The 23,456-nt window shown below is 72.5% G+C and carries 22 protein-coding genes and 1 pseudogene; 13 read left to right on the top strand and 10 right to left on the bottom strand.

From position 1 onward, the window contains the following. Positions 1 to 2 precede the first annotated feature (2 nt). The 3 genes from ABZ340_RS32305 to ABZ340_RS32315 all read left to right on the top strand — a co-directional run bounded on the left by ABZ340_RS32305 (position 3) and on the right by ABZ340_RS32315 (position 2,666). A complete protein-coding gene (locus tag ABZ340_RS32305; RefSeq protein WP_358785434.1) occupies positions 3 to 527 on the top strand; it encodes a hypothetical protein in 525 nt (174 codons plus the stop codon). Positions 528 to 668: 141 nt separating this feature from the next. After that, entirely contained in the window at positions 669 to 1,691 is a 1,023-nt protein-coding gene (locus ABZ340_RS32310) for a bifunctional lytic transglycosylase/C40 family peptidase (RefSeq protein ID WP_358785453.1), read from the top strand. A 264-nt stretch (positions 1,692 to 1,955) separates the two neighbouring features. Continuing rightward, positions 1,956 to 2,666: a phosphatase PAP2 family protein gene (locus tag ABZ340_RS32315; RefSeq protein WP_358785435.1), complete on the top strand. Its 711-nt coding sequence runs from the start codon at positions 1,956 to 1,958 to the stop codon at positions 2,664 to 2,666. Positions 2,667 to 2,763: 97 nt separating this feature from the next. Here ABZ340_RS32315 and ABZ340_RS32320 read toward each other — a convergent pair whose 3' ends face one another. Further along, positions 2,764 to 2,934, bottom strand: a complete 171-nt coding sequence (locus tag ABZ340_RS32320; RefSeq protein ID WP_358785436.1) for a hypothetical protein — start codon at positions 2,932 to 2,934, stop codon at positions 2,764 to 2,766. A gap of 123 nt (positions 2,935 to 3,057) precedes the next feature. On the opposite strand from ABZ340_RS32320, the gene ABZ340_RS32325 reads away from it, so the two are divergent. Both ABZ340_RS32325 and ABZ340_RS32330 read left to right on the top strand, forming a co-directional pair. Beyond that, a complete protein-coding gene (locus ABZ340_RS32325; protein WP_358785437.1) occupies positions 3,058 to 3,918 on the top strand; it encodes a hypothetical protein in 861 nt (286 codons plus the stop codon). Between the two features lie 92 nt (positions 3,919 to 4,010). Then, positions 4,011 to 4,187 carry a hypothetical protein gene (locus tag ABZ340_RS32330; protein WP_358785438.1) on the top strand — a complete coding sequence of 59 codons (177 nt, stop codon included), beginning with the start codon at positions 4,011 to 4,013 and terminating at the stop codon, positions 4,185 to 4,187. A gap of 55 nt (positions 4,188 to 4,242) precedes the next feature. Here ABZ340_RS32330 and ABZ340_RS32335 read toward each other — a convergent pair whose 3' ends face one another. Next, positions 4,243 to 4,665 carry a metal-sensitive transcriptional regulator gene (locus ABZ340_RS32335; RefSeq protein WP_358785439.1) on the bottom strand — a complete coding sequence of 141 codons (423 nt, stop codon included), beginning with the start codon at positions 4,663 to 4,665 and terminating at the stop codon, positions 4,243 to 4,245. Positions 4,666 to 4,904: 239 nt separating this feature from the next. Between ABZ340_RS32335 and ABZ340_RS32340 the strand changes: the two genes are divergently transcribed. Together ABZ340_RS32340 and pitH are read left to right on the top strand one after the other, a co-directional pair. Then, entirely contained in the window at positions 4,905 to 5,525 is a 621-nt protein-coding gene (locus ABZ340_RS32340) for a DUF47 family protein (protein WP_026252685.1), read from the top strand. 9 nt (positions 5,526 to 5,534) lie between these two features. Next, positions 5,535 to 6,533, top strand: coding sequence for a low-affinity phosphate transporter PitH (gene pitH, locus ABZ340_RS32345; protein ID WP_358785440.1), 999 nt, complete (start codon positions 5,535 to 5,537; stop codon positions 6,531 to 6,533). Positions 6,534 to 6,733: 200 nt separating this feature from the next. Here the strand turns inward: pitH and pstB are convergent, their stop codons facing one another. The 6 genes from pstB to ABZ340_RS32375 form a co-directional block, all read right to left on the bottom strand. After that, complete coding sequence (gene pstB, locus ABZ340_RS32350) at positions 6,734 to 7,510, bottom strand: phosphate ABC transporter ATP-binding protein PstB (protein WP_044382944.1); 777 nt, start codon at positions 7,508 to 7,510, stop codon at positions 6,734 to 6,736. A 34-nt stretch (positions 7,511 to 7,544) separates the two neighbouring features. Further along, positions 7,545 to 8,621, bottom strand: coding sequence for a phosphate ABC transporter permease PstA (pstA, locus tag ABZ340_RS32355; protein WP_358785441.1), 1,077 nt, complete (start codon positions 8,619 to 8,621; stop codon positions 7,545 to 7,547). Beyond that, positions 8,618 to 9,622, bottom strand: a complete 1,005-nt coding sequence (pstC, locus tag ABZ340_RS32360) for a phosphate ABC transporter permease subunit PstC (protein WP_358785442.1) — start codon at positions 9,620 to 9,622, stop codon at positions 8,618 to 8,620. Before pstC ends, pstA begins: the two co-directional genes overlap by 4 nt. A 131-nt stretch (positions 9,623 to 9,753) precedes the next feature. Continuing rightward, a complete protein-coding gene (gene pstS / locus ABZ340_RS32365) occupies positions 9,754 to 10,881 on the bottom strand; it encodes a phosphate ABC transporter substrate-binding protein PstS (protein ID WP_358785443.1) in 1,128 nt (375 codons plus the stop codon). Positions 10,882 to 11,332: 451 nt separating this feature from the next. Beyond that, positions 11,333 to 12,358, bottom strand: coding sequence for a CHAD domain-containing protein (locus ABZ340_RS32370; protein ID WP_358785454.1), 1,026 nt, complete (start codon positions 12,356 to 12,358; stop codon positions 11,333 to 11,335). Between the two features lie 244 nt (positions 12,359 to 12,602). Further along, entirely contained in the window at positions 12,603 to 14,843 is a 2,241-nt protein-coding gene (locus ABZ340_RS32375) for an RNA degradosome polyphosphate kinase (protein ID WP_358785444.1), read from the bottom strand. A gap of 395 nt (positions 14,844 to 15,238) precedes the next feature. On the opposite strand from ABZ340_RS32375, the gene ABZ340_RS32380 reads away from it, so the two are divergent. Genes ABZ340_RS32380 through ABZ340_RS32400 form a run of 5 tightly spaced genes read left to right on the top strand, consistent with a single transcriptional unit; the run spans position 15,239 to position 19,713 of the window. Beyond that, complete coding sequence (locus tag ABZ340_RS32380) at positions 15,239 to 15,781, top strand: RNA polymerase sigma factor (RefSeq protein ID WP_358785445.1); 543 nt, start codon at positions 15,239 to 15,241, stop codon at positions 15,779 to 15,781. Next, a complete protein-coding gene (locus ABZ340_RS32385) occupies positions 15,778 to 16,599 on the top strand; it encodes a zf-HC2 domain-containing protein (RefSeq protein ID WP_358785446.1) in 822 nt (273 codons plus the stop codon). Before ABZ340_RS32380 ends, ABZ340_RS32385 begins: the two co-directional genes overlap by 4 nt. Positions 16,600 to 16,625: 26 nt before the next feature. Continuing rightward, a complete protein-coding gene (locus ABZ340_RS32390; RefSeq protein ID WP_358785447.1) occupies positions 16,626 to 17,483 on the top strand; it encodes an ABC transporter ATP-binding protein in 858 nt (285 codons plus the stop codon). Continuing rightward, a complete protein-coding gene (locus ABZ340_RS32395) occupies positions 17,480 to 19,006 on the top strand; it encodes an ABC transporter permease (RefSeq protein ID WP_358785448.1) in 1,527 nt (508 codons plus the stop codon). Before ABZ340_RS32390 ends, ABZ340_RS32395 begins: the two co-directional genes overlap by 4 nt. Beyond that, a complete protein-coding gene (locus ABZ340_RS32400) occupies positions 18,997 to 19,713 on the top strand; it encodes an ABC transporter (protein WP_358785449.1) in 717 nt (238 codons plus the stop codon). The genes ABZ340_RS32395 and ABZ340_RS32400 overlap by 10 nt, the downstream gene beginning before the upstream one ends. A gap of 467 nt (positions 19,714 to 20,180) precedes the next feature. Here ABZ340_RS32400 and mshD read toward each other — a convergent pair whose 3' ends face one another. Next, positions 20,181 to 21,110: a mycothiol synthase gene (gene mshD / locus ABZ340_RS32405; RefSeq protein ID WP_358785450.1), complete on the bottom strand. Its 930-nt coding sequence runs from the start codon at positions 21,108 to 21,110 to the stop codon at positions 20,181 to 20,183. 168 nt (positions 21,111 to 21,278) lie between these two features. Between mshD and ABZ340_RS32410 the strand changes: the two genes are divergently transcribed. Continuing rightward, a complete protein-coding gene (locus ABZ340_RS32410; RefSeq protein ID WP_358785451.1) occupies positions 21,279 to 23,096 on the top strand; it encodes a bifunctional metallophosphatase/5'-nucleotidase in 1,818 nt (605 codons plus the stop codon). Between the two features lie 234 nt (positions 23,097 to 23,330). Here the strand turns inward: ABZ340_RS32410 and ABZ340_RS32415 are convergent. Continuing rightward, positions 23,331 to 23,456 (bottom strand): annotated as a pseudogene (locus tag ABZ340_RS32415) (ABC transporter permease); the annotation flags it as partial.

Consider the following 23,456-nt stretch of genomic DNA (forward strand, 5'->3'; position numbering starts at 1 on the left):
TCATGTCTTTGTTCTACTGTCAGCGATGGAATAACCGGTTCGACAAGCCGATTAAGCAGATCACTGCCGAGGAGGCCGAACGGCGCCATCGGGCAGGAGAGCCCTATGCGGTCGCGCCACAGACCGGCGACTCTGCGCGCGCGGATCGCAGTATCGAGCTTGCCCTGCGAAGTGGCCATGTGCGCGTGTACTTCTATGATGAATACGGACGCGTGTCCTTCCTCTATATCTTCAGTCCACGCGGCGAAAAGCTGTTCCTGGGGGGAATTGTCAGCTACGACTACGGGGAAGCTGCCGAGTATCTCGGAATGTCGCAGAGTGTAAGGGTGCAAAAGGACGAATATTGGCCAGAAGGAACTGGCCTGCGGACCGTGCAAGACGAACGGACCGGAGAGTCGTTCCAGCAGGAGCTCTTCCTTGCCGAGGGGCAGAGTTTCGACGATTACTGGGAGCAGGTCCCCGCGTTCGGGGACTATGCATCCATCGCCCGCGCGGAGCGCAGTAAGCCTCCCATCCCGTTCGGCTGACAAAGCCGTCTCGTGCGCATCGGGCCGAGAGGCTTTGGGCTCGTGCGCGGGGCGCGGTTCCGGGTGTGCCGAATCCGTCTCGGGTGAGTGCCCCACGGCGCGGGGCCCGCCTCTACACTGACGGCCGGCGGTGGAGTCCCGATCGGTGAGGGGCGGTTGACGGTGCGTAAGGCGTGGCTCGTGGCGACCGCTGTCGTGGGTGGCGGTCTGGCGTTCGTGATGCTGCTCGTCGTCGGCGTGTACGTGGCCGCCGGTAATCTCGCGGGCGGTCTGAGGGGCGCCGCCAAAACGCTGGCCAAGGGGTCGGTGCCCGCTGCGTACCAGGGGCTCGTGCAGAAGTGGGGCAACCTCTGCCCGGCCATCAACCCGGCCCTGCTCGCCGCCCAGCTCTACCAGGAGAGCGGGTTCGACCCGACCGCCAAGAGCCCGGCGGCGGCACAGGGGATCGCGCAGTTCATCCCCGGGACCTGGGCCACGCACGGGATCGACGGGGACGGGGACGGCGACCGGGACGTGTGGGACCCCGCGGACGCGATCCCGTCGGCCGCGTCGTACGACTGCACGCTCGCGAAGTACGTGAAGGACGTCCCCGGGAACCCGACCGAGAACATGCTCGCCTCCTACAACGCGGGCGCCTACGCGGTGATCAAGTACCAGGGCGTGCCGCCGTACGAGGAGACGCGGAACTACGTCAAGACGATCACGACGCTGGAGAAGAGCTTCGCCGCCCCCGTCACCCGCGTCGACCCCTCCGAGCAGGCCGCCGGGGCCATCGCGTACGCGCAGAAGAAGCTCGGCACGCCTTATCTGTGGGGCGGCAACGGCACCGCCGACCAGGGCGGCCGGTTCGACTGCTCGGGGCTGACCAAGGCCGCGTACGAGAGCGTCGGGATCACGCTGCCGCGGGTGGCCAACGACCAGTACAACGCGGGACCGCACCCGAAGCGGGACGAGCTGCTCCCGGGCGACCTGGTGTTCTTCTCGGACGACCTCACCGACTCGCGGGCCATCCGGCACGTGGGTATTTACGTCGGCGGCGGGAAAATGATCAACGCGCCCCGTCCGGGGGCCGTCATCCGGTTCGATCCGATCGACACCCCGGACTACTTCGGGGCCACCCGGGTCACCGAGGATGGCGCGAAAGCGCTCCCCACCACGGTGTGAACCGAACGTGAAACCCTGCCCTGAGCTGCGGCGACGTGTCTCTCTTCGATAACGTCTGCGTGATCATTCGGTGGAGAGTGGAACGTATCAACGGGTGCCGTGCGTTCCTGTTGACGTAGCCGAGCGGACGTCAGCCGGCACGTGACACGCGCCCGTGCGCGCGTGCGCGTGTGCAACGGAAGCGGATCTACGTACCACGGGGGTGGCGGAAGCGGCGCACACAGGGGTGCGCCGGAGATGAGGAAGACGAAGGGGCCGCAGCACATGGCTGGACTCGCCGAATCCGGGTCGAACCCCGACGTCGAGCTGCTCTACGACATCAACGGCCTGGCCAAGGACGCACCGCACTGGTTCGACCGGGTCATGGAGTACGTCGGCGAGTACGGACTGCTGCTCGCCCTCGTGCTGCTGGTGCTGTGGTGCTGGTGGTCGGTGCGCAGGCGCGGCGGCCCCGACGCCGCCCCGTCCGTGGCCGCGCTGGTGTGGGCGCCGCTCGCGGCGGGCATCGCGGTGCTGGTCAACGTGCCGATACGGGGCTTCGTGGAGCGGCCTCGGCCCTTCAAGTCCCACGAGGGCCTGGACGTCCTCGTGGACGGCAAGAACGACTTCTCGTTCGTCAGCGACCACGCCACGCTCACCATGGCCATGGGTGTCGCCCTGTTCGTCGCCAACCGCAGGTTCGGCCTCGTCGGTATCGCCCTGGCCCTGCTGGAGGGCTTCTGCCGCGTCTACATGGGTGTGCACTACCCGACGGACGTCGTCGGCGGCTTCGCGCTCGGCACGGCGGTCGCCCTGCTGCTGTCGCCGCTCGCCATGATGCTGCTCACGCCGCTGGCCAAGGCGGTCGAGCGGTCGCCGCGGGCCGGATGGCTCATCGCGGCGCGCGGCCGGGCCCGCGTCGGGCGGGACGCCGTGATCCCGGGGGCGCGCAGGGAGGCCGCGGGGACGGCGGAGGAGCGGGATCTGGCGGCATAGCGCCGGGTCCGGCGGATCTCACAGGGCCTCACGGCTCCGGACGGATCCACCGAAGACGGGACGACGGGCCCCGCGCGGGAGACGCGCGGGGCCCGTGTCAGTTTCCGGTGTGTCCCTCGGCGTCCGCGCGGGCCAGGCTTCTCGCCCTGCGGGCCGGGCCGCGCCAGCCGCAGGAGCAGCGGGCCGCGCAGAAGCGGCCCTGCTCCACTGTCGTCGTGCGGTGTTCCGAAGGCTCCCCGGAGGGGGCCCGGCCGTCCTGCTGCGCCACGGCGCCACCGTACCGGTGGCGGGTGACGGGACGGCACCCGCCCGCGTGACGGGGCCCCCTACCCGTCGTTAACCGGAACGACACGGGCCCGGGACGGACGCGGCGGCAGGGGGTCGGCAGGCGATGGCGAGGCGGCAGCGGCGGTACAGGCGGGTGGGCCGGGCGGTGGCCGCGGCGGGTGCCGCCCTCGGCACGGGGCTCGGCGCCTGCGGATGCTCCGGCGGCGGGGCCGCGGCCCAGGACGCGCCCGGCGGCGACCCGGTCGCGGTGCTGCGCCGGGCCGCCGACCGCCTGGTGGAGGCCGGCAGCTCCCAGGCGCGTACGTCGATGGAGATGGCCAGCGGCGGCACCCGCGTGACCATCCGCGGCGAGGGCGTGTACGACTTCCGGCAGCGCCTCGGCCGGCTGAAGGTGCTGCTGCCCCCGGACCCCGCCGGACACAGCGAACGCCGCCCGATCACCGAACTCCTCGCGCCCGGCGCCCTCTACATGAAGAACCGGGGCGCCGGCGTGCCCGCCGACAAGTGGGTGCGGGTCGAAACCGCCGGCCTCTCCGACGGGAACCTGGTGACCGGCGGTGCCACCGACCCCCTCGCCGCCGCCGAGGTGCTGCGCGGGACGCGGACGGCGGCGTACGTCGGCCGGACGGAGGTCGCCGGGACCCGGGTCCGGCACTACCGGGGGACCGCCGACCTGGCGGACGCGGCGCGGGACGCCTCGGCCGGCAACCGCGACTCCCTGGCCGCGGCGGCGAAAGGGTTCGCCGCGGCCGCGGTCCCGTTCGACGTGTACCTCGACGACGACGGCCGCATCCGCAAGATCCGGCACCGGTTCAGCTTCGTCAACGGCCCGAGTCGGGACACCGTCGCCGTCGCCTCGACGGCCCTGCTCTACGACTTCGGCACCCCCGTCGCCGTACGGCTCCCGGACGGCGAGGACATCTACGCCGGCAAGATCGCCGAGGGTCCGGGCGGCGAGAACTAGGCCCGTACTAGCCCGTCCGTGCCATGCACGGTGCGTGGGCCGCTCCCTACCCTAGGAAAGCCTAGGAAGCCGGTGACGGCAGGGAAGAGGTGATGCGCGTGGCTCCGGTCGGCGGTACGGCGGTGCAGGACCACGTGGCCCTCGCCGAGATAGAGCTGTGCGGGGAGCTGATCATCGCGGCCTCGGCGGCCCGGGAGCGGCTCAGCATGGAGAGCATCGACGAGGTGCTGCGGGTCGCCGAGGAACGCGAACGCGGCGCCGGCCGGTGAGCAGCCGGTGAGCCGGTGATCCGGTGGGGACGGGGAGCGGGTGATCCGGTGCGGCTCAGGTGCGCAGCAGCCGGCCGATCGCCTTCGTGGCCTCCTCCACCTTCGCGTCGATCTCGGCACCGCCCTTGAGGGCGGCGTCGGCGACGCAGTGGCGCAGGTGCTCCTCCAGCAGCTGCAGGGCGAAGGACTGCAGGGCCTTGGTGGAGGCGGAGACCTGGGTGAGTATGTCGATGCAGTAGACGTCCTCGTCGACCATCCGCTGGAGCCCGCGGATCTGGCCCTCGATGCGGCGCAGCCGCTTGAGGTGCTCGTCCTTCTGCTTGTGGTACCCGTGCACGCCCCGGTCGTGGTCGGTCACGACGTCCGGCGCCGCCGCTCCGTCCACGTGCGCCGCGGTCTCGGTCACGTGCGCCGCGGTCTCGGTCACTTCTTCCACGGCGGCGGAGGGCGCCCCGGCGCCGGCCTCGGTGGTCGTCATCGCGTCCTCCTGTTGGGCAGATAGCCGACATATACCCCCGACGGGTATATGGTAGCGAACTTCCTGGGGTATACGCCTGGTGGCCGGGACCGGGCGCCGCGTGCCGAGCGGGGCCCCGGTCCGCCCCCCTGCTCATCACTGTGCCTGATGGGCGACACTGGGGGACGGCCCGTTAGCCGTGGCCGGATGATGCGCCTAGCATCAGCCTGACCGAAACCGATGCACCCCGAGGACCCCACGTGCGCTTTCGTCTGACCCCCAGGGAGACGAGCTTCTACGACATGTTCGCCGCATCCGCGGACAACATCGTCACCGGCTCGAAACTCCTGATGGAACTGCTCGGGGCGGACGCTTCCGCCCGAGCCGAGATCGCAGAGCGTATGCGGGCCGCTGAACACGCAGGTGACGACGCCACGCATGCGATCTTCCACCAGCTGAACTCCTCCTTCATCACGCCGTTCGACCGTGAGGACATCTACTCCCTCGCCTCGTCCCTCGACGACATCATGGACTTCATGGAGGAGGCCGTCGACCTGGTCGTCCTCTACAACGTCGAGGAACTGCCCAAGGGCGTCGAGCAGCAGATCGAGGTCCTGGCCCGGGCCGCCGAGCTGACGGCCGAGGCGATGCCGCACCTGCGCACGATGGACAACCTCACCGAGTACTGGATCGAGGTCAACCGGCTGGAGAACCAGGCCGACCAGATCCACCGCAAGCTGCTCGCCCACCTCTTCAACGGCAAGTACGACGCCATCGAGGTCCTCAAGCTCAAGCAGATCGTGGACGTGCTGGAAGAGGCCGCCGACGCGTTCGAGCACGTGGCCAACACGGTGGAGACCATCGCGGTCAAGGAGTCCTGAGCCCACGCCATGGACACCTTCGCTCTGGTCGTGACCATCGCGGTCGCGCTGTTCTTCACCTACACCAACGGCTTCCACGACTCCGCCAACGCCATCGCCACCTCCGTGTCGACCCGGGCGCTCACGCCGCGGGCGGCGCTCGCGATGGCGGCCGTGATGAACCTCGCCGGCGCGTTCCTCGGCTCCGGGGTCGCCAAGACCGTCAGCGAGGGCCTCATCGAGACGCCCGAGGGCTCGACGGGGATGGGCATCCTCTTCGCCGCGCTCGTCGGCGCGATCGTCTGGAACCTGATCACCTGGTACTTCGGCCTGCCCTCGTCCTCCTCCCACGCGCTCTTCGGCGGCATGGTGGGCGCGGCGCTGGCCGGCGGGACGACCGTGTACTGGGACGGCGTCCTGGACAAGATCGTCATTCCCATGTTCCTGTCACCGGTGGTCGGCCTGCTCGCCGGCTACCTGGTCATGACGGCGATCCTGTGGATCTTCCGGCGGGCCAACCCGCACAAGGCCAAGCGCGGCTTCCGTATCGCGCAGACGGTGTCGGCGGCCGGCATGGCGCTCGGGCACGGCCTCCAGGACGCCCAGAAGACGATGGGCATCGTGGTGATGGCCCTCGTCATCGCCGACGTCGAGGACTACGGCGATCCCATCCCGGTGTGGGTGAAGATCGCCTGTGCGCTGATGCTGTCGCTGGGGACGTACGCCGGTGGCTGGCGGATCATGCGGACGCTGGGCCGGAAGATCATCGAGCTCGATCCGCCGCAGGGGTTCGCGGCCGAGACGACGGGCGCGTCGATCATGTTCTCGACGGCGTTCTTCTTCCACGCGCCGATCTCCACGACGCACGTCATCACCTCGGCGATCATGGGCGTCGGGGCGACGAAGCGGGTGAACGCCGTGCGGTGGGGCGTCGCCAAGAACATCATCCTGGGCTGGTTCATCACGATGCCGGCGGCCGCGGTGGTGGCCGCGGTGTCGTTCTGGATCGTCAATCTGGCGTTCTTGTAATCGGTGCCGGTGCCGGCCGTGTGCGCGGCGCCGGTCATGGTGAAGGGCCCGCCCCGGGAGCCGGGGGCGGGCCCTTCCTCTTCCTCGCGGTGGCACCGCCATGCAGCACCGCGAGGAGCAGGGGAGGCGGGATCGGCCGAAGCGCGGGACCAGCCGAAGCGCGGGATCGGCCGGAGCGCGGGACCAGCCGAAGCGCGGGATCAGCCGAAGCGGCCGGAGATGTAGTCCTCCGTGGCCTGGACCGACGGGTTGGAGAAGATCCGCTCCGTGTCGTCGATCTCGATCAGCTTGCCGGGCTGCCCGACCGCGGCCAGGTTGAAGAACGCCGTACGGTCCGAGACGCGCGCCGCCTGCTGCATGTTGTGCGTCACGATGACGATCGTGAACCGTTCCTTCAGCTCGCCGATCAGGTCCTCGATGGCGAGGGTCGAGATCGGGTCCAGGGCGGAGCAGGGCTCGTCCATCAGCAGCACGTTCGGCTCGACGGCGATCGCCCGGGCGATGCACAGGCGCTGCTGCTGGCCGCCGGACAGGCCCGAGCCCGGCTTGTTCAGGCGGTCCTTGACCTCGTTCCAGAGGTTGGCGCCCCGCAGCGACTTCTCGACGATGTCGTCCAGCTCGGACTTGCGGTACTTGCCGTTCAGCCGCAGGCCCGCCGCCACGTTGTCGTACACCGACATCGTCGGGAACGGGTTGGGCCGCTGGAAGACCATGCCGACCTCGCGCCGCACGGCCACCGGGTCGATTCCGGCGCCGTACAGGTTCTCGGCGTCGAGCATGACCTTGCCTTCCACGCGCCCGCCGGGCGTGACCTCGTGCATCCGGTTGAGGGTGCGCAGGAACGTGGACTTGCCGCAGCCGGACGGGCCGATGAAGGCCGTCACGGAGCGGGGTTCGATGGTCATCGAGATGTCCTCGATGGCCAGGAAGGAGCCGTAGTAGGCGTTGAGGCCGCTGACGTCGATGCGCTTGGCCATGTGAATCACTGCTTCTTTCGTCGGGTCCGAGGCCTTAGCGACCGGTCTTGGGGGCCTTCCAGCGGGCGATGCCGCGGGCCACCAGGTTGAGGATCATGATGAAGGCGATGAGCGTCAGGGCCGCCGCCCAGGCGCGGTCGTAGGCCGGGCCCGGGCCGCCGCTGTTGACGTACTGGAGGTAGATGTACATCGGCAGCGACGCCTGCGGGTCGGAGAACGGGTTGGCGTTGATGAAGTTCGTGACCCAGACCAGCAGCAGCACGGGGGCCGTCTCGCCGGTGATGCGGGCGATGGCCAGCATCACGCCGGTGGTGATGCCGCCGATCGACGTCGGCAGGACGACCTTCAGGATGGTCCGCCACTTGGGCACGCCCAGCGCCAGCGACGCCTCGCGCAGCTCGTTCGGGACGAGCTTGAGCATCTCCTCGGTGGAGCGGACGACGACCGGGATCATCAGGATGGACAGGGCGAGGGAGCCGGCGAAGCCGGAGTAGCCCATGCCCAGGATCAGGATCCACAGGCTGAGGATGAACAGGCCGGCGACGATCGACGGGATGCCCGTCATGACGTCGATGAAGAAGGTGACGGCCTTGGCGAGCCGGCCGCGCCCGTACTCGACGAGGTAGATCGCGGTGAGCACGCCGATCGGCACGGACATCACGGTGGCCAGGCCGACCTGCTGGAGGGTGCCGAGGATGGCGTGGTAGATGCCGCCGCCGGGCTCGGTGTCGGCGACCACGCCCATGGAGTGGGTGAGGAAGTAGACGTCGAGGACCTTCACGCCGCGGCTGACGGTCTCCCAGACCAGGGAGGCCAGCGGGATGATGGCGAGGAGGAACGCCACCCAGACGAGGCTGGTCGCCACCCGGTCCTTGGCCTGGCGCCGCCCCTCGACGCGCGCGGAGACGGCGTAGGAGCCGAGGACGAACAGGACGGCGGCGATCAGCGCCCACTGGATGCTGCTGTCCAGCCCGGCCGCCGCGCTGATGCCGAGGCCCAGGGCGACGGAGCCGGCGGCGGTCGCCCACGGGAACCACGTGGGCAGGGTCGCGCCGCGCAGTGAGCTCGGCGGGCGCCCGGCCGGGTTGTCGTTGAGGGTTGCGTGGCTCATGCGTTGGCCCCCGAGTACTCCTTGCGGCGGGCGATGATCATGCGGGCCGCGCCGTTGACCAGCAGGGTGATGACGAAGAGCACCAGACCGGAGGCGATCAGCGCGTCCCGGCCCATGGGGGTGGCCTCGTTGAACTTGCTGGCGATGTTCTGGGCGAAGGTGCCGCCGCCCGGGTCGAGCAGGCTGGCGTTGATGTCGAGGGTCGGGGAGAGGACCATCGCGACGGCCATGGTCTCGCCGAGCGCGCGGCCGAGGCCGAGCATCGAGGCGGAGATCACGCCGGAGCGCCCGAAGGGCAGCACGGACATGCGGATGACCTCCCAGCGCGTGGCGCCGAGGGCCAGGGCCGCCTCCTCGTGCATCCGCGGGACCTGCCGGAAGACCTCGCGGCTCACGTTGGTGATGATCGGCAGGATCATGATGGCGAGCAGGATGCCGACGGTGAACAGCGAGCGCGGGGCGCCGCCGCTCCACTCGAGGATGCCGGTCCAGCCCAGGTACGTGTCCAGCCAGCCGTACAGGCCGGTCAGGTTCGGCGCGAGGACCAGGACGCCCCACAGGCCGTAGACGATGGACGGCACCGCGGCGAGCAGGTCGATCACGTACGCGATGGGGCCGGCGAGGCGGCGCGGGGCGTAGTGGGTGAGGAACAGGGCGATGCCGACCGCGATCGGCACGGCGATGACCATGGCGATGGCCGACGACACGATGGTGCCGAAGACGAGCACCGCGATGCCGAACTTCGGCGGGACGCCGTTGGGGTTCCACTCGAAGGTGGTGAGGAAGTTGGCCTCGTCCTTGCCGATGGCGAGGACGGACCGGTAGGTCAGGAAGGCCGCGATGGCGGCCATGAGGACCAGGACGAAGATGCCGGAGCCGCGGGAGAGCCCGAGGAAGATCCGGTCTCCGGGGCGGGTGGCGCCGCGGGCGGCGCGCTTGTCCTCCGCCCCGGTCGGCTGGGGTGCGGGGGGTGCTGAGGGGTTCTGTGTCGATATGTCCATCGAGTTCTCCGGTCTGCGGAGCCGCCGTGCGGGGCGGCTCGGGCGGAGCGCGGCCCGGGTGGCGGGGGCTCCTGGCGGCGGTGCACCGGACGGTGCGGCCCGGTCCCGTCCGGGGCCGGGCCGCACTCGGGTCAGCTCAGGCCCGAGATGGTCTCGCGGACCTTGGTGATGATCTCGTCGGGCATCGGGGCGTAACCGGCCTCGGCCAGCAGGCCCTGCCCGTCCTCGGAGGCGATGTAGTTCAGGAAGGACTTGGTGGCGGGCAGGCTCTCCGCCTTGTTGCCCTTGTCGCAGACGATCTCGTACGTCACCAGGACGATCGGGTAGGCGCCCGCGGCGGACGGGGTGTAGTCCAGCTCCAGCGCGAGGTCCTTGCCGGTGCCGACGACCTTGGCGGCGCCGATGGCCGCGGTGGCGTTCTCGACGGTGGCCTTGACCGGCTCGGCGGCCTCGGTCTTGATGTCGACGGTCTTGATGCCGTTCTTGGCGTACGACAGCTCGAAGTAGGAGATGGCGCCGGAGGTCTGGCTCACCTGCTGGGCGAGGCCGGAGGAGCCCTGCGCGGACTGGCCGCCCTCGGCCTCCCAGGACTTGCCCGGCTCGTACTTCCAGTCGTCCGGCGCGGCGGCCTTGAGGTACTTGGTGAAGTTGTCCGTGGTGCCGGACTCGTCGGAGCGGTGGAACGCCTGGATCTTCAGGTCGGGCAGCTTCGCGTCCGGGTTGAGCTTCTTGATCGCGGCGTCGTTCCAGTTGCCGATCTTGCTGTCGAAGATCTTGGCGAGCGTCGGCGCGTCCAGGACGAGGGTGTCGACGCCCGGGACGTTGAAGCCGACGGCGATCGGGCCGCCGACCATCGGCAGGTCGATGCCCTGGCCGCCGGAGCAGATCTTCTTGGACGCCTCGATCTCCTCGGGCTTCAGCGCGGAGTCCGACCCGGCGAACGCGGTCTGGCCCTGGGTGAACGCGGTGATGCCGGCGCCCGAACCGGTCGGGTTGTAGTTGATCTGCACGCTCTTGCAGGCCGCGGTGTACTGCTTGACCCACGCGTCGATCGCGTTCTTCTGGGCGGAGGAGCCCGACGCCTGGAGCTGGCCCTTGGCGTCGTCGCACTTGATGGAGGTGTTGGCGTTGGCCGTGGCGTCGCCGCCGTTGCTGTTTCCGCCGGTGTCGTCCGAGCCGCACGCCGAGAGGGCCAGGGCGCCGGAGACGGCGAGTGCGCCGAGGGCGAGGGCCCGCCGGTTCATGCGCTGAAGCTTCACTGTCGGGAGTTCCTTCCGGGAGCCGCCGAGCCGGTGGCGGCGTGCGAAGACTGAGAGCAGGGGGCGGGCCTCGAAAAGGTGCCCGCATCGGCTGAGGCCGAAATTAGGCAGATCAGGTGAAGCCGCCTGTGGGCGTAAGTGAACGGAGAGTGAATCCCTGAAGGCTGTGCGGTGAGGTCACGGAACGCTTACGTCGAGAGTACGGGCCGATCGCGGAGGCTGGTGACCGATGGTGAGATTTCGCCGCATAGGGTGATGAGCGGGTACGAGAGGTGCCGATTTCCTTGGTCGGTCTCCGTCAGACACGTTCTGTTCGCGGGTTGGTTTCGGCCGGGGCGGGCTTCGGGTGGGGTGGCAGGTTCTGCCGAGGCCGCGGCTCGTCGCCGTACCGGCGCGAGAGGGCCGCCCCGGGTGCCGGGGCGGCCCTCTCGTGTCTCCGGGGCCGGGTCTCCTACGCCCTGCCGACGGGTTCCTTCCGCCAGCAGCGCTGGAACGCGTACCTCGCCGCCTCCACCTCGTGCCGCTGATCGGCGTGGAGCACGCCGAGCGCGTACGCCGTCGCCGGGGCGATGCGCGGCGTGCGGGCCGCCTGCGCCGCCGCGGCGGCGGCCTCCGAGGCGTCGCGGTGCCGGTCGAGGGCCTCGCCCGCGGCCAGCAGCCGGACGTCCACGTCCACGCCCATCGGGTCGTCCCCGCCGTGCAGGACCTCGCGGGCGTAGCGGTGCAGGCGCAGCAGCAGCCGTACCTGGTGCCAGGGCGCGTCCTGCGGGTGCGGGGACGGGTCCGGGGACAGGCCGTGGACCAGCGCCTGGGCGTTGTACGGGTTCCCGGCGGTGACCAGGGGCAGGGCCGCGACCGCGTCCGTCAGACGGTCGTGGGCCGCCGCGGCGAGCGGGCGTGGGTCGGCGCCCGCCGCGCCCGGGGCCAGGGGGACCTCGCTGGCCAGGACGGCCACCTTGTCGGCGACCGCGTGGAAGCGGGCGGAACCCAGGGCCTGCAGGGCGGTGGAGTGGGCCCGGGTCCGGGCCAGCGTCAGCTGCCGGTCGAGCAGGGCGCCCGCCTTCACCGCGCCCACCGTGAGGTTGCCCCGCTCCGGGGGTGTGGCCCGGGCCGGGTACGCCTGGCCCGCGGTGGTCGTGCCCGACAGCCGGTGCAGGGCCTGGAGCAGGCGGTCCAGGCGGGCCGCGTAGGCGTGCTCCAGGGCCAGGGTGCCCGACAGCCAGGCCAGCTCCGGGCGCATGGCCTCCGCCCAGTCCGGGTCCAGGAGGGACTGGAACGTGTGCAGGGTGCCGCTGATGCGGCGGGCCGAGCGGCGCAGCGCGCGGGCCGCGTCGGCGGAGCCCTCCGGGCCGGCGCCCGCGCCGGGGCCGGTCTCCCGGTGCAGGCGCAGGGCCCGCAGGAACTCCGTGGCCTGCGTCCGCAGGTAGCCGGCGACGGTCTCCGCGGTGAAGGCGGTGGCTTCCGTGGTGGGCGTGATCGCTTCCGTGGTGTGGGGGATCGCTTCCGTGGTGGTGATGGTCTCCCTGGTGGGGGGCGTGGTTTTCGTGGTGGGGGACGTGGTGCGTTCCCGGGTGGCCGGGGGCCGGTCCGGGGCGGTCAGGGGCCGGTCCGGAGTGGCCGGGGGCCGGTCCGGGGTGGTCGGGCGGTGGCCCCGGAGGGCCTGGGAGCGGTCCGGGGCGGGTGGGCGGCCGGGGGTGGTTCCGGTCGTGGGGGTCGTCGGGTCAAGGTGTCGCTTTACCACGCCGGCGCCTCCGGGCGTCTATGAGCATCTCCTGGACGTTGCGCAGGGGCCCTCCGTCCGCGTCGGCCGCGTGCCGGGTCCACTCGCCGTCCGGGCCGAGGTGCCAGGAGGCGGTGGTGTCGGACATACCGGTCTCCAGGAGCCGGTTGAGGGCCGCCCGGTGGGCCGGGTCGACGACCCGGACGAGTGCCTCTATACGGCGGTCGAGGTTGCGGTGCATCATGTCGGCGCTGCCGATCCACACCTCCGGCTCGCCGCCGTTGCAGAAGGCGAAGACACGCGAGTGTTCGAGGAAGCGGCCGAGGACGGAGCGGACCCGGATGTTCTCCGACAGGCCCGCGACCCCCGGGCGCAGCGCGCAGATCCCGCGCACCCACACGTCGACCGGCACGCCCGCCTGGGACGCGCGGTACAGCGCGTCGACGACGGCCTCGTCGACGATGGAGTTGACCTTGATGCGGACGTAGGCGGGACGACCGGCGCGGTGGTGCTGGATCTCCTTGTGGATCCGTGAGACCAGGCCGTCGCGCAGCGACTTGGGGGCGACGAGCAGGCGGCGGTAGGTCTCGCGGCGGGAGTAGCCGGAGAGGCGGTTGAACAGGTCGGAGAGGTCCGCGCCGACCTGCGGGTCGGCCGTGAGCAGGCCGAGGTCCTCGTAGAGGCGGGCCGTCTTCGGGTGGTAGTTGCCGGTGCCCACGTGGCTGTAGCGGCGGAGGGTCTCGCCCTCCTGGCGGACGACGAGGGACAGCTTGCAGTGCGTCTTGAGGCCGACCAGGCCGTAGACGACGTGGCAGCCGGCCTCCTCCAGCTTGCGGGCCCACTTGATGTTCGCGTGCTCGTCGAAGCGGGCCTTGATCTCGACCAGGACCAGGACCTGCTTGCCGGACTCGGCCGCCTCGATGAGCGCGTCGACTATCGGGGAGTCGCCCGAGGTCCGGTACAGCGTCTGCTTGATCGCCAGCACGTCGGGGTCGGCCGCGGCCTGCTCCAGGAACGCCTGCACGGACGTGGAGAACGAGTCGTACGGGTGGTGGAGGAGGACGTCCCGGCTGCGCAGCGCGGCGAAGATGTCCGGCGCGGACGCCGACTCCACCTCGGCGAGGTCGCGGTGGGTGCCGGCGACGAACTTGGCGTACTTCAGCTCGGGCCGGTCCAGGCGGTGGATGCGGAACAGGCCGGTGAGGTCCAGGGGGCCGGGCAGGGGGTAGACCTCCGCCTCGCCGACCTTCAGCTCGCGGACCAGCAGGTCGAGGACCTCGCGGTCGATGGACTCCTCGACCTCCAGGCGGACGGGCGGGCCGAAGCGGCGCCGCATCAGTTCCTTCTCCAGGGCCTGGAGGAGGTTCTCGGCGTCGTCCTCCTCGACCTCCAGGTCCTCGTTGCGGGTGAGGCGGAAGGCGTGGTGCTCCAGCACCTCCATGCCCGGGAACAGCTCCTCCAGGTGGGCGGCGATCACGTCCTCGATGGGGACGTAACGGCCCGGGGACGCTTCCAGGAAGCGGGAGAGCAGCGGGGGGACCTTGACGCGGGCGAAGTGGCGGTGGCCCGTGACCGGGTTGCGGACGACGACCGCGAGGTTGAGGGAGAGGCCCGAGATGTAGGGGAAGGGGTGCGCCGGGTCGACGGCGAGGGGGGTGAGCACCGGGAAGATCTGGTGGCGGAAGAGGGTGAACAGGCGGGCCTGCTCCTTCTCCGTCAGCTCCGGCCAGCGGACCAGGTGGATGCCCTCCTCGGCGAGGGCCGGGGCGACGTCCTCGTGGAAGCAGGCGGCGTGCCGGGCCATGAGCTCCCGCGAGCGGGCCCAGATCATCTCCAGCACCTCGCGGGGCTGGAGGCCGGAGGCGGAGCGGGTGGCGACGCCGGTGGCGATACGGCGCTTCAGGCCGGCGACGCGGACCATGAAGAACTCGTCCAGGTTGCTGGCGAAGATCGCGAGGAAGTTCGCGCGTTCGAGCAGGGGGGTGTTCGGGTCCTCGGCCAGTTCGAGGACGCGTTCGTTGAACGCGAGCCAGCTGCGTTCGCGGTCGAGGAAGCGGCCCTGGGGGAGCGGGGCGCCGGAGCCCTGGGACTCCGCCGACTCCTCGTACCCGTCGAGGTCCGCGTCGATGTCGGGTTCCAGGTCGGAGACCGTGGCCGCCACGGTGTGCGGGCGGTGCGCGGCGATGGAGCCCACGGAGGGCTGCGTGTGCTGGACCTCTGCCGGGGAGTTGGGCTGGCTCATGAACCCATTCTTCCGCGCCGCCAGGAGGACAGGCGCGTCGGAAGACGCGGGCGGGAGCGCTGTGACGGCGCGAGCGGTCCCGTTTTCCGCGCCCCCCTCCGGGGGCGGTGAAGGCTCTGGCAGGGCGGGCTTCATTCGGCGAGGGTCGCAAGGCCGTCTGAATCGATGGTTACGAGGACATGACGTGTGGGATAGCGGGGGGCCTCCGGCGGTGGGCGGGGGTGTCTGCGGAGGGCTGTGCCGGTTGGGCGGGGGTGCCTGCGGCGCATGTGCGGGTGCGGGCGCTTGCGGGTCCGTGGGGGTGTGGGCGGTTGTGTGTGGGGGGGCGCGGGCGGTTGTGGGGATGGGTGGCTGCGATCGTGAACCGGTCGGGGTGGCTCGTGCGATGAGGAGACGTGAGCGGAACGAGAAGCGACGGTGAGCTGCTGCGGGCCGTCGCCGAGGACGGTGACCGGCGCGCCTTCGAGGAGCTGTACCGGCGGTACGCGCCCTGGCTGACGGCCAGGATGCGCAGCCGGTGTGCCGATCCGGGGGTCGTCGACGACGTGGTGCAGGAGACCTTTCTCGCGGTGTGGCGGGGGACCGCCCGGTACCGGGAGGACGGCGATGTGGCCGGGTGGCTGTGGCGGATCGGGTCACGGCGGCTGGTGGACGCGCTGCGCAGCGCCGGGGCGCGGGGGCGGTTGCGGCAGGCGCTGGCGCGGCTGCGGCACCGGGACGAGGCGTCGGCGGAGGAGCGGGTGCTGGCGGGTGTGGAGCACGGGGACCTGGCGGGGGCGCTGGTCCGGCTGTCGCCGGAGCTGCGGGCGGTGTTGCAGGCCACGGTCGTGGACGGGCTGACGACGCGGGAGGCGGCCGTCCTGCTGGGGATTCCGCCGGGGACGGTCAAGACGCGGGCGATGCGGGCCCGCAAGCAGCTGAGGGAGGCGCTGGCATGAGCTGGCATGTGCCGGAAGAGGATCTGCGGGCGTACGCCCGGGGGGAGCTGGCGGCGCCCGCGCTGTGGTCGGCCGACGCGCACCTGGCCGCTTGCGCGCGGTGCCGGGGCGGTCTCGGTGCGGTGGGCGATGTGGACGGGGGGTGGGAGCGGCTCGACGCCGAGCTGGACGCGCCGCGGCCGGGGATGTTCGAGGGGCTGCTGGTGCGGGCCGGGGTCGCCGACCACACCGCGCGGCTGCTCGCGGCGACGCCCGTGCTGCGGCGGTCGTGGCTGGGAGCGGTCGTCGTCGTGCTGGTGCTGAGCGTGGCCGCCGCGTACGCGGCACCGCCCGGAAGGTCGCCCACCCTTTTCCTCGCGCTCGCGCCGCTGCTGCCGCTGGCGGGGGTGGCGCTGTCGTACGGGCCCGCGCTGGACCCGACGTACGAGATGGCCGTCGTGGCGCCGCTGCACGGGTTCCGGCTGCTGATGATCCGCACGGTGGCCGTGCTGGCCGCCGTCCTGGGGCTCGGGGGGCTGGCGACGCTGGCGCTGCCCGGGTACGGGCTGCGGGCGCTGGCGTGGCTGCTGCCCGCGCTCGCGCTGACGTCGACCGGGCTGGCGCTGACGCCCCGGTTCGGTCCGGTGGCCGGGCCGGGCGCGGTGGGGGGCGCGTGGCTCGTGCTGCTGGCGGTGGCCGAGGCGGTGCGGGAAGGGGGCCCGCTCGCTCCGTTCACGGTGACGGGGCAGGGCGTGGCCGCGGGGGTCGCCGTGGCGGGGGCCGGGTTGCTGTGCGCGTTGCGTGATCGTTTCGACTTCTCGCGGGGGAGTGCCGCGTGATGTCCGGTTCTTCTGAAGGGTTTCGTGTGACCACCGTTTCCGCCTCCGGGCTGTGTCTTTCCTACGGGCGTACGCGCGCCCTCGACGAGGTGTCGCTGCGGCTGACGCCGGGCGTCACCGGGCTGCTGGGGCCCAACGGGGCCGGGAAGACCTCGCTGCTGCGGGTCCTCGCCACGGCCGTGCCCGCCGACCGGGGCGCGTTCACCGTCCTCGGGCACGACCCGGGGACGGCGCGCGGGCGGCAGGAGGTGCGGCGGCGGCTCGGGTACCTGCCGCAGACGCCCGGGTTCCATCCGGACTTCACCGCCTTCGAGTTCGTCGACTACGTGGCGATCCTGAAGGAGCTGACCGATCGGGCCGGGCGCCACCGCGAGGTGCGGCGGGTGCTGGAGGAGGTCGGCCTGGGTGACGTACGGGGGCGGCGGATCAAGAAGCTGTCCGGGGGGATGCGGCAGCGGGTGGCCCTGGCCGCGGCGCTGGTCGGCGACCCCGGGTTCCTGGTGCTGGACGAGCCGACCGTCGGGCTCGATCCGGAGCAGCGGATGCGGTTCCGGGAGCTGATCGCGCGGGCGGGCGAGGGACGGACCGTGCTGCTGTCCACGCACCAGACCGAGGACGTGGCGATGCTGTGCCACCGGGTGCTGGTCATGGCCGGGGGCGTCATCCGGTTCGACGGCACTCCGGCCGAGCTGACGGCGGTGGCCGCGGGGCGGGTGTGGAGCAGTACGGAGCGGGACCCGGGGGCGAGGGCCGGGTGGCGTACGGGGACGGGGACCTTCCGGAACGTGGGGGACCCGCCGGCCGGGGCGGACCTGGCCGAGCCCACGCTGGAGGACGGCTACCTGCTGACGCTGGACGGCGCGGGCGCGGAGGTGGCGGCGTGAGCGCGGTGCTGGAGGCGGCCCCGGCGGAGACCGGGCGGGACGGGACGCGGGAGTCGTGGCGGGCCGTGGCCGCGCTGGCCCGGTTCGAGGCGCGGCGGCTGCTGCGGAGCGTGCCGGTCGTCGTCGCGTTCGTGGTGTACGCCGCGTGGATCGTGTGGCGCACGCGGTCCTCCTGGGACGGGTACCCGGCCCTCCAGGACGCCGACCGCGCCACTCAGGGCGGGCCGCTGCTCGTCGGGCTCGCGGTGCTGGTGAGCGCCAACTTCGCCGTCCTGCGGGCCGGACGGCACGGCACGGAGACCGCCTTCGGGACGCTGGCGGTCGCGCCGTGGCGCCGTACGGCCGCCCACGCGCTGTCCGTCCTGCCGGCGGCCCTGCTCACCGCGGTGTGCGTGGCCGCGCAGTTCACGTGGGAGGCGCTCAAGCCGGGCGCGGTCGGGCACGGTTCGCCGGCCGAGCTGGCCGTGGGGCCGCTGACCGTGCTGCTGTTCGGGGCGGTCGGGGTGCTGGTGGGCCGGCTGGTGCCCTCGGCGCTCGCGGCGCCGCTGCTGGCCGTCGTCCTGCTGTTCACGCTCGCCCTCGGTGCCGCACCGCTCGGCAGCGGGGAGGGCGGCGCCTGGCTGAAGCCGGTCGTCACCGAGGCCAGCACCGAGAGCCTGCCCTCGGACCTGCTGGGGCGGCCCGCCGCCTGGCACGCCCTGTACCTGGCGGGCGCCGCGCTGTGCGTGGCGTTCCTCGCGATGCTGATCGCGGGCGGACGGAACCTGGCCGTGCGCGCGGGAGTGGCGGGGACGCTGGCCCTGGCGGTGCTGGGGGCCGTCGGGCAGTCCGTGGGCCTGACGCCCTCGGCGGATCTGGTGGCGGCGCGGGAACGGGCCTCGGTCAGCCCGGAGAAGGAGCAGCGGTGTGTCGAGCGGGGGCGGACGACGTACTGCGCCTTCCCCGAGTGGGTGGAGCGGGCCGGCGCGTGGGCGGAGGTGGTGGACCGGGTCCGGTCGCTGGCCGGAGGCGAGGCGGCGCGGCAGCCGCTGCTGGTACGGCAGCGGATCGACGCCCGGTACGGCCTGGACGGCGACGCCGCGCTCACCCCGCTGACCGCGCCGCACCAGGTGACCGTCGGCACCGCCTGGGGCGGCAACCGGGTGCCGGAGTTCTCCACCGCCGTCGCCTCCGTGCTGGTCGGCGGCGACGAGAAGGCGGGCGGCGCCATGTGCGACGGCCGGATGGTCACCGTGATGTGGCTCTCCCTGGGCTGGCAGGACGATCCGCTGGGCGCCCTGCGCCGCGTGCGCCTCGACGACAGCGTGACCGGTTCGGCGGTCGTCCTGTCGCCGACCGATCCGCTGACCATGACCGAGGGCCAGACCGATGTCGTACGGGAGCTGCTCGGCCGGCCGCGGGACGAGGTCACGGAGAAGGTGAAGGAGCACTGGGCCGAGCTGACGTCGCCGAAGGTGACGACGGCTCAGGCGGCGCGGCTGCTCGGCGTGGCCGCGCCGAAGGGGGCGGACCGGTGCGAGTGATCCGGGCGCTGGCGCGGCCGGTGTGGCGCACGCTGCCGTGGCGGGCGCTGGCGGCCGCCGGGGTCGTGGGGCTGCTGCTCGCCGCGATGCCCCGGCTGGCGGACGGCGAGCCGAGCTCCTGGGCGACGCTGACGGCGCTGCGGGGCGCCGCGCTGGCCGGCGGGCTGGGCCTGGCGTTCCTGCTGGACGACCCGGCCCGGAACGTCACCGTCCCGGTGCCGGTCCGGCGCCCGCTGCGGCAGGCCCTGCGGGCGGCCTTGGTCCTGCCGTGGGCCGCGCTGTGGTGGGCGGGGGTGCTGCTGCTCGCCCCGGCGCGGGTACGGCCCCCGGTGGCCGGCCTCACCCTGGAGGCGGCCGTCGTCTGCGTGCTCGCGCCGGCCGCGGCGGCGGTGGCACTGCGGCTGACGGACGGGCCGCGGCCGGGGCGGTCGGCCGCGGCGGCCCTGCTGGTCTCGGCCGTGCTCGCGCCGCTGCTGCTGCCGGAGGACTGGGCGCTGTTCGTGTCGCCGGACGACCCGCGGTGGGCGGACGCCCACGACCGGTGGGCGCTGGCGCTGGCCGGCGCGGTGGCGGTGTGGGCGGTGTGCGGGCGGGAGCCGGTGCGGCGCCGGGGGCGGGGACGGGGCCGGGGACGGGGCCGGGGTGGGGCGTCCGGCGGGCGTGCGCGGGGGGCGTCCGGGGGCGGGGCGTTCGCCCCGGTGGCGTAGGCCCGCCCGCCGGCTCAGGTCCGCGTCACACTGGGATGCCGTAGTGCGCGGGCAGGTGGTTGGGTCCGCCCGCCGGCTCAGGTCCGCGTCACACTGGGATGCCGTAGTGCGCGGGCAGGTGGTCGGGTCCGCCCCCCGGCTCAGGTCCGCGTCACGCCGGGATGCCGTAGTGCGCGGACAGGCGGTCGGGTCCGCCCCCCGGCTCAGGTCCGCGTCACGCCGGGATGCCGTAGTGCGCGGACAGGCGGTCGGGTCCGCCCGCCGGCTCAGGTCCGCGTCACGCCGGGATGCCGTAGTGCGCGGGCAGGTGGTTGGGCCCCCCGCTCAGGCCAGCCCTCGCCCAGGCCAGCCCTCGCCCAGGCCAGCCCTCGCCCAGGCCAGCCCTCGCCCAGGTCAGCCCTCGCCCAGGTCAGCCCCCGCCCAGGTCCGCCCCCGCCCAGGTCCGCCCCTCCCTGCTCAGGTCCGCGTCACGTCTCCGTGCGGTACATCAGGTCCGTCTCGTGGGTGGCGAACCCCAGCCGCTCGTAGACGGACACCGCCGCCTTGTTGTCGGCGTCGACGTACAGCATCGCCGTCGGCAGACCCCGCTCCGCCAGGTGCCGCAGGCCGATCGTGGTGAGGGCCCTGCCGAGGCCGCCGCCCTGGGCGTCGGGGCGGATGCCGACGACGTACACCTCGCCCAGTTGCTCGGCCGCGTGGACCTTCGTCCAGTGGAAGCCGATCAGGTCGTCGCCGCGGAAGGCGAGGAAGAAGCCCGCCGGGTCGAACCACGGTTCGGCCTTGCGGTCGTCGAGGTCCCGCTGGGTGAGGGAGCCCTGCTCGGGGTGGTGGGCGAACGCGGCGGCGTTCACGGCGAGCCACGCCGCGTCGTCCTGCCCGGGGACGAAGGTGCGCACGGTCACGCCCTCGGGCAGCACCGGCTCGGGCAGCTCGAACCCGGTCAGCGGGCGCCGCATCTGGCGCAGTTCGCGGAAGAGGGACAGGCCGAGGACCTGCGCGAGGTGCCGGGCGGCGGAGTGGCCGCCGTGCGCCCACACCCGCAGCCGCTTGCCGGAGGCGGCCAGCAGCGCCGCGCCGAGCGCCCGCCCGTGTCCCCGCCCCCGGTGCGCGGGGTGCACGACCAGTTCGGCGGCGGGCGGCTCCACCGGGTCGGTGTCCTCCAGCTGGGCGTAGCCGACGAGTTCGCCGCCGACGGTCAGCAGCAGGTGCGCGACGCCCTCGCGTTCCCCGCCGCGCAGTTGCAGGCGCCCCTGCTCGGACACCGCCTGCTGCCCGTCGGCGCGGGCGGCGTCGGCGAGCAGCGCGAGGACGGCCTCGGTCTGCTCCGCGGTGAGCGCGGCGTGGGTGTCGATCGAACGGGTACGGCTGTCGGGCCGTGCGGTGTCGTCGCTGGTCATGCGTACGAGGGTAAGGGCGGACCCGGCGAAGCGGCGGTACGCGGCGGCACAAGGGAAACCAAGGTGTAACCCGGAAACCCCTGTCACGCTACGCGCGTTGACTCTAGGCTGCGCCCGGGCCTGTCCCGTCCGCCAGGCCACCGAACCGACCGAACCACAGGGGGGCGCATGCCAGCCACTTCCCATCCGCGTCCGCGCCGCGGACGCCGTACGTCCCGGCTGCTCGCGGCCGCCGCCGCGCTCGCGACCGCCGGCGCGCTGGCGGCGGCACTGCCGACGTCCGCGAGCGCCGGCGAGGACCACCGCCACCGGCCCGGCGGGCACCAGCCGGGCCGCTACCAGGACATCCAGCTGCTCTCCTTCAACGACCTGCACGGCAACCTGGAGCCGCCCGCCGGTTCCTCCGGCCGGGTCACCGAACTCCAGCCGGACGGCACGACGAAGACGGTCGACGCGGGCGGCGTGGAGTACCTCGCCACCCACCTGCGCCAGGCCCGCGAGGGCCACCCGTACTCCATCACCGCCGCCGGCGGCGACATGGTCGGCGCCTCCCCGCTGCTGTCCGGCCTCTTCCACGACGAGCCGACCATCGAGGCGCTCAACCAGCTCGACCTGGACGTCACCTCCGTCGGCAACCACGAGTTCGACGAGGGCGCGCGGGAGCTGGCCCGCCTCCAGAACGGCGGCTGCCACCCCACCGCGGGCTGCTACGGCGACGAGGAGTTCGAGGGCGCCGACTTCCCCTACCTCGCCGCGAACGTCCTCGACGAGAAGACCGGCAAGCCGATCCTCAAGCCGTACTGGGTGTGGCAGAAGAAGGGCGTCAAGGTCGGCTTCATCGGCGTGACGCTGGAGGCCACCCCGGACGTCGTCTCCGCCGAGGGCGTCAAGGGCCTCGTCTTCAAGGACGAGGTCGAGACGATCGACAAGTACGCCAGGGAGCTCCAGAGGCAGGGCGTGAAGTCGATCGTGGCCCTCGTCCACGAGGGCGGCTTCCCGGCCTCGGGCGCGTACAACTACGACTGCGACGCGCCGGGCGCGGGCGACGGCGTCTCCGGTCCGATCGTCGAGATCGCGAAGAACGTCACCCCGCAGGTGGACGCGCTGGTCACCGGCCACACCCACAACGCGTACGTGTGCACCATCCCCGACCCGGCGGGCAAGCCGCGCATGGTCACCTCGGCGGCCTCCTTCGGCCGCCTCTACACGGACACGACCCTGACCTACGACCGGCGTACCGGTGACATCGCCCGTACGGCGGTGGCGTCGGCCAACCACGTGGTCACCCGGGACGTCCCCAAGGCGCCCGACATCACCGAGCTGATCGACCGGTGGAACACCCTGGCCGCCCCGATCGGCAGCCGCCCCGTCGGCTACATCTCCGGCGACATCGGCAACACCGGCACCGAGTCCCCGCTCGGCGACCTCATCGCCGACGCGCAGCTCGCCCACGGCAAGGAGCTCGACCCGGAGACCGACCTGGCGCTGATGAACTCCGGCGGCATCCGCGCGCCCCTGACCTACGCGGCCAAGGGGAGCGAGGGCGACGGTGTGGTGACGTACGCGGAGGCCTTCGCCGTGCAGCCGTTCGCCAACACGGTCAACCTCCAGGACCTCACGGGCGCGCAGCTGATCCAGGTCCTCAAGGAGCAGGTGAGCGGCGCCAACGAGGCGTCCCCGCGGATTCTCCAGGTCTCGTCCGGGCTGACGTACACGCTGGACCTGACCCGGACCGGCGCCGACCGGGTGGTGACGGACTCGATCCGGCTGAACGGGCAGGCCATCGACCCGGCGGCCACCTACCGCGTCGCGTCGAACAGCTTCCTCGCCGGTGGCGGTGACGGCTTCCCGACGCTGGGCCAGGGCACGAACGACCTCGTCGGCGCCGACGACCTGGCGGCGCTGGAGCGGTACCTGACGGCCAACTCCTCGGCGGGCGACCCGATCGAGCCGCCGAAGGCGGACCGGATCACGGTCGTGCGGTAGCGGCCGACGGGCGCGGCGGCAGCACTGTGCGCCGGGGCGCACGCCCCCGGCCTGTCGCAGCCGGACCCCGGAAACGAGTGAGGCGGCGTACTCCGACGTGGTGTCGGGGTACGCCGCCTGCGGAGGGGGCGATTCGGAGGGGGCGAGTCGGCGGCGATGAGCCGGAGGGGGCGAGTCGGCGGGGGCGATTCGGAGGGGGCGAGTCGGCGGGGGCGGCCCGCGTCGTCATGGCGGTTACTTGGCGTCCTGGTTGAACTTGGAGGTCGACCAGAGGTAGCCGAGCGCGGTGAGGGCGAGGCACCAGGCGAGGGCGAGCCAGCCGTTGTGGCCGATCCCGGTGCCGAGGAGCAGGCCGCGCAG

The organism is Streptomyces sp. NPDC006134 (assembly GCF_040628835.1).
GTDB lineage: Bacteria > Actinomycetota > Actinomycetes > Streptomycetales > Streptomycetaceae > Streptomyces.

Excerpts from the sequence above, each read along its gene's own strand:
- ABZ340_RS32305 (WP_358785434.1), top strand. The coding sequence starts at position 3 with ATGTCTTTGTTCTACTGTCAGCGATGGAATAACCGGTTCGACAAGCCG.
- ABZ340_RS32315 (WP_358785435.1), top strand. The coding sequence starts at position 1,956 with ATGGCTGGACTCGCCGAATCCGGGTCGAACCCCGACGTCGAGCTGCTC.
- ABZ340_RS32325 (WP_358785437.1), top strand. The coding sequence starts at position 3,058 with ATGGCGAGGCGGCAGCGGCGGTACAGGCGGGTGGGCCGGGCGGTGGCC.
- ABZ340_RS32330 (WP_358785438.1), top strand. The coding sequence starts at position 4,011 with ATGCGCGTGGCTCCGGTCGGCGGTACGGCGGTGCAGGACCACGTGGCC.
- ABZ340_RS32335 (WP_358785439.1), bottom strand. The coding sequence starts at position 4,665 with ATGACGACCACCGAGGCCGGCGCCGGGGCGCCCTCCGCCGCCGTGGAA.
- pitH (WP_358785440.1), top strand. The coding sequence starts at position 5,535 with ATGGACACCTTCGCTCTGGTCGTGACCATCGCGGTCGCGCTGTTCTTC.
- pstB (WP_044382944.1), bottom strand. The coding sequence starts at position 7,510 with ATGGCCAAGCGCATCGACGTCAGCGGCCTCAACGCCTACTACGGCTCC.
- pstA (WP_358785441.1), bottom strand. The coding sequence starts at position 8,621 with ATGAGCCACGCAACCCTCAACGACAACCCGGCCGGGCGCCCGCCGAGC.
- pstC (WP_358785442.1), bottom strand. The coding sequence starts at position 9,622 with ATGGACATATCGACACAGAACCCCTCAGCACCCCCCGCACCCCAGCCG.
- ABZ340_RS32375 (WP_358785444.1), bottom strand. The coding sequence starts at position 14,843 with ATGAGCCAGCCCAACTCCCCGGCAGAGGTCCAGCACACGCAGCCCTCC.
- ABZ340_RS32385 (WP_358785446.1), top strand. The coding sequence starts at position 15,778 with ATGAGCTGGCATGTGCCGGAAGAGGATCTGCGGGCGTACGCCCGGGGG.
- mshD (WP_358785450.1), bottom strand. The coding sequence starts at position 21,110 with ATGACCAGCGACGACACCGCACGGCCCGACAGCCGTACCCGTTCGATC.
- ABZ340_RS32410 (WP_358785451.1), top strand. The coding sequence starts at position 21,279 with ATGCCAGCCACTTCCCATCCGCGTCCGCGCCGCGGACGCCGTACGTCC.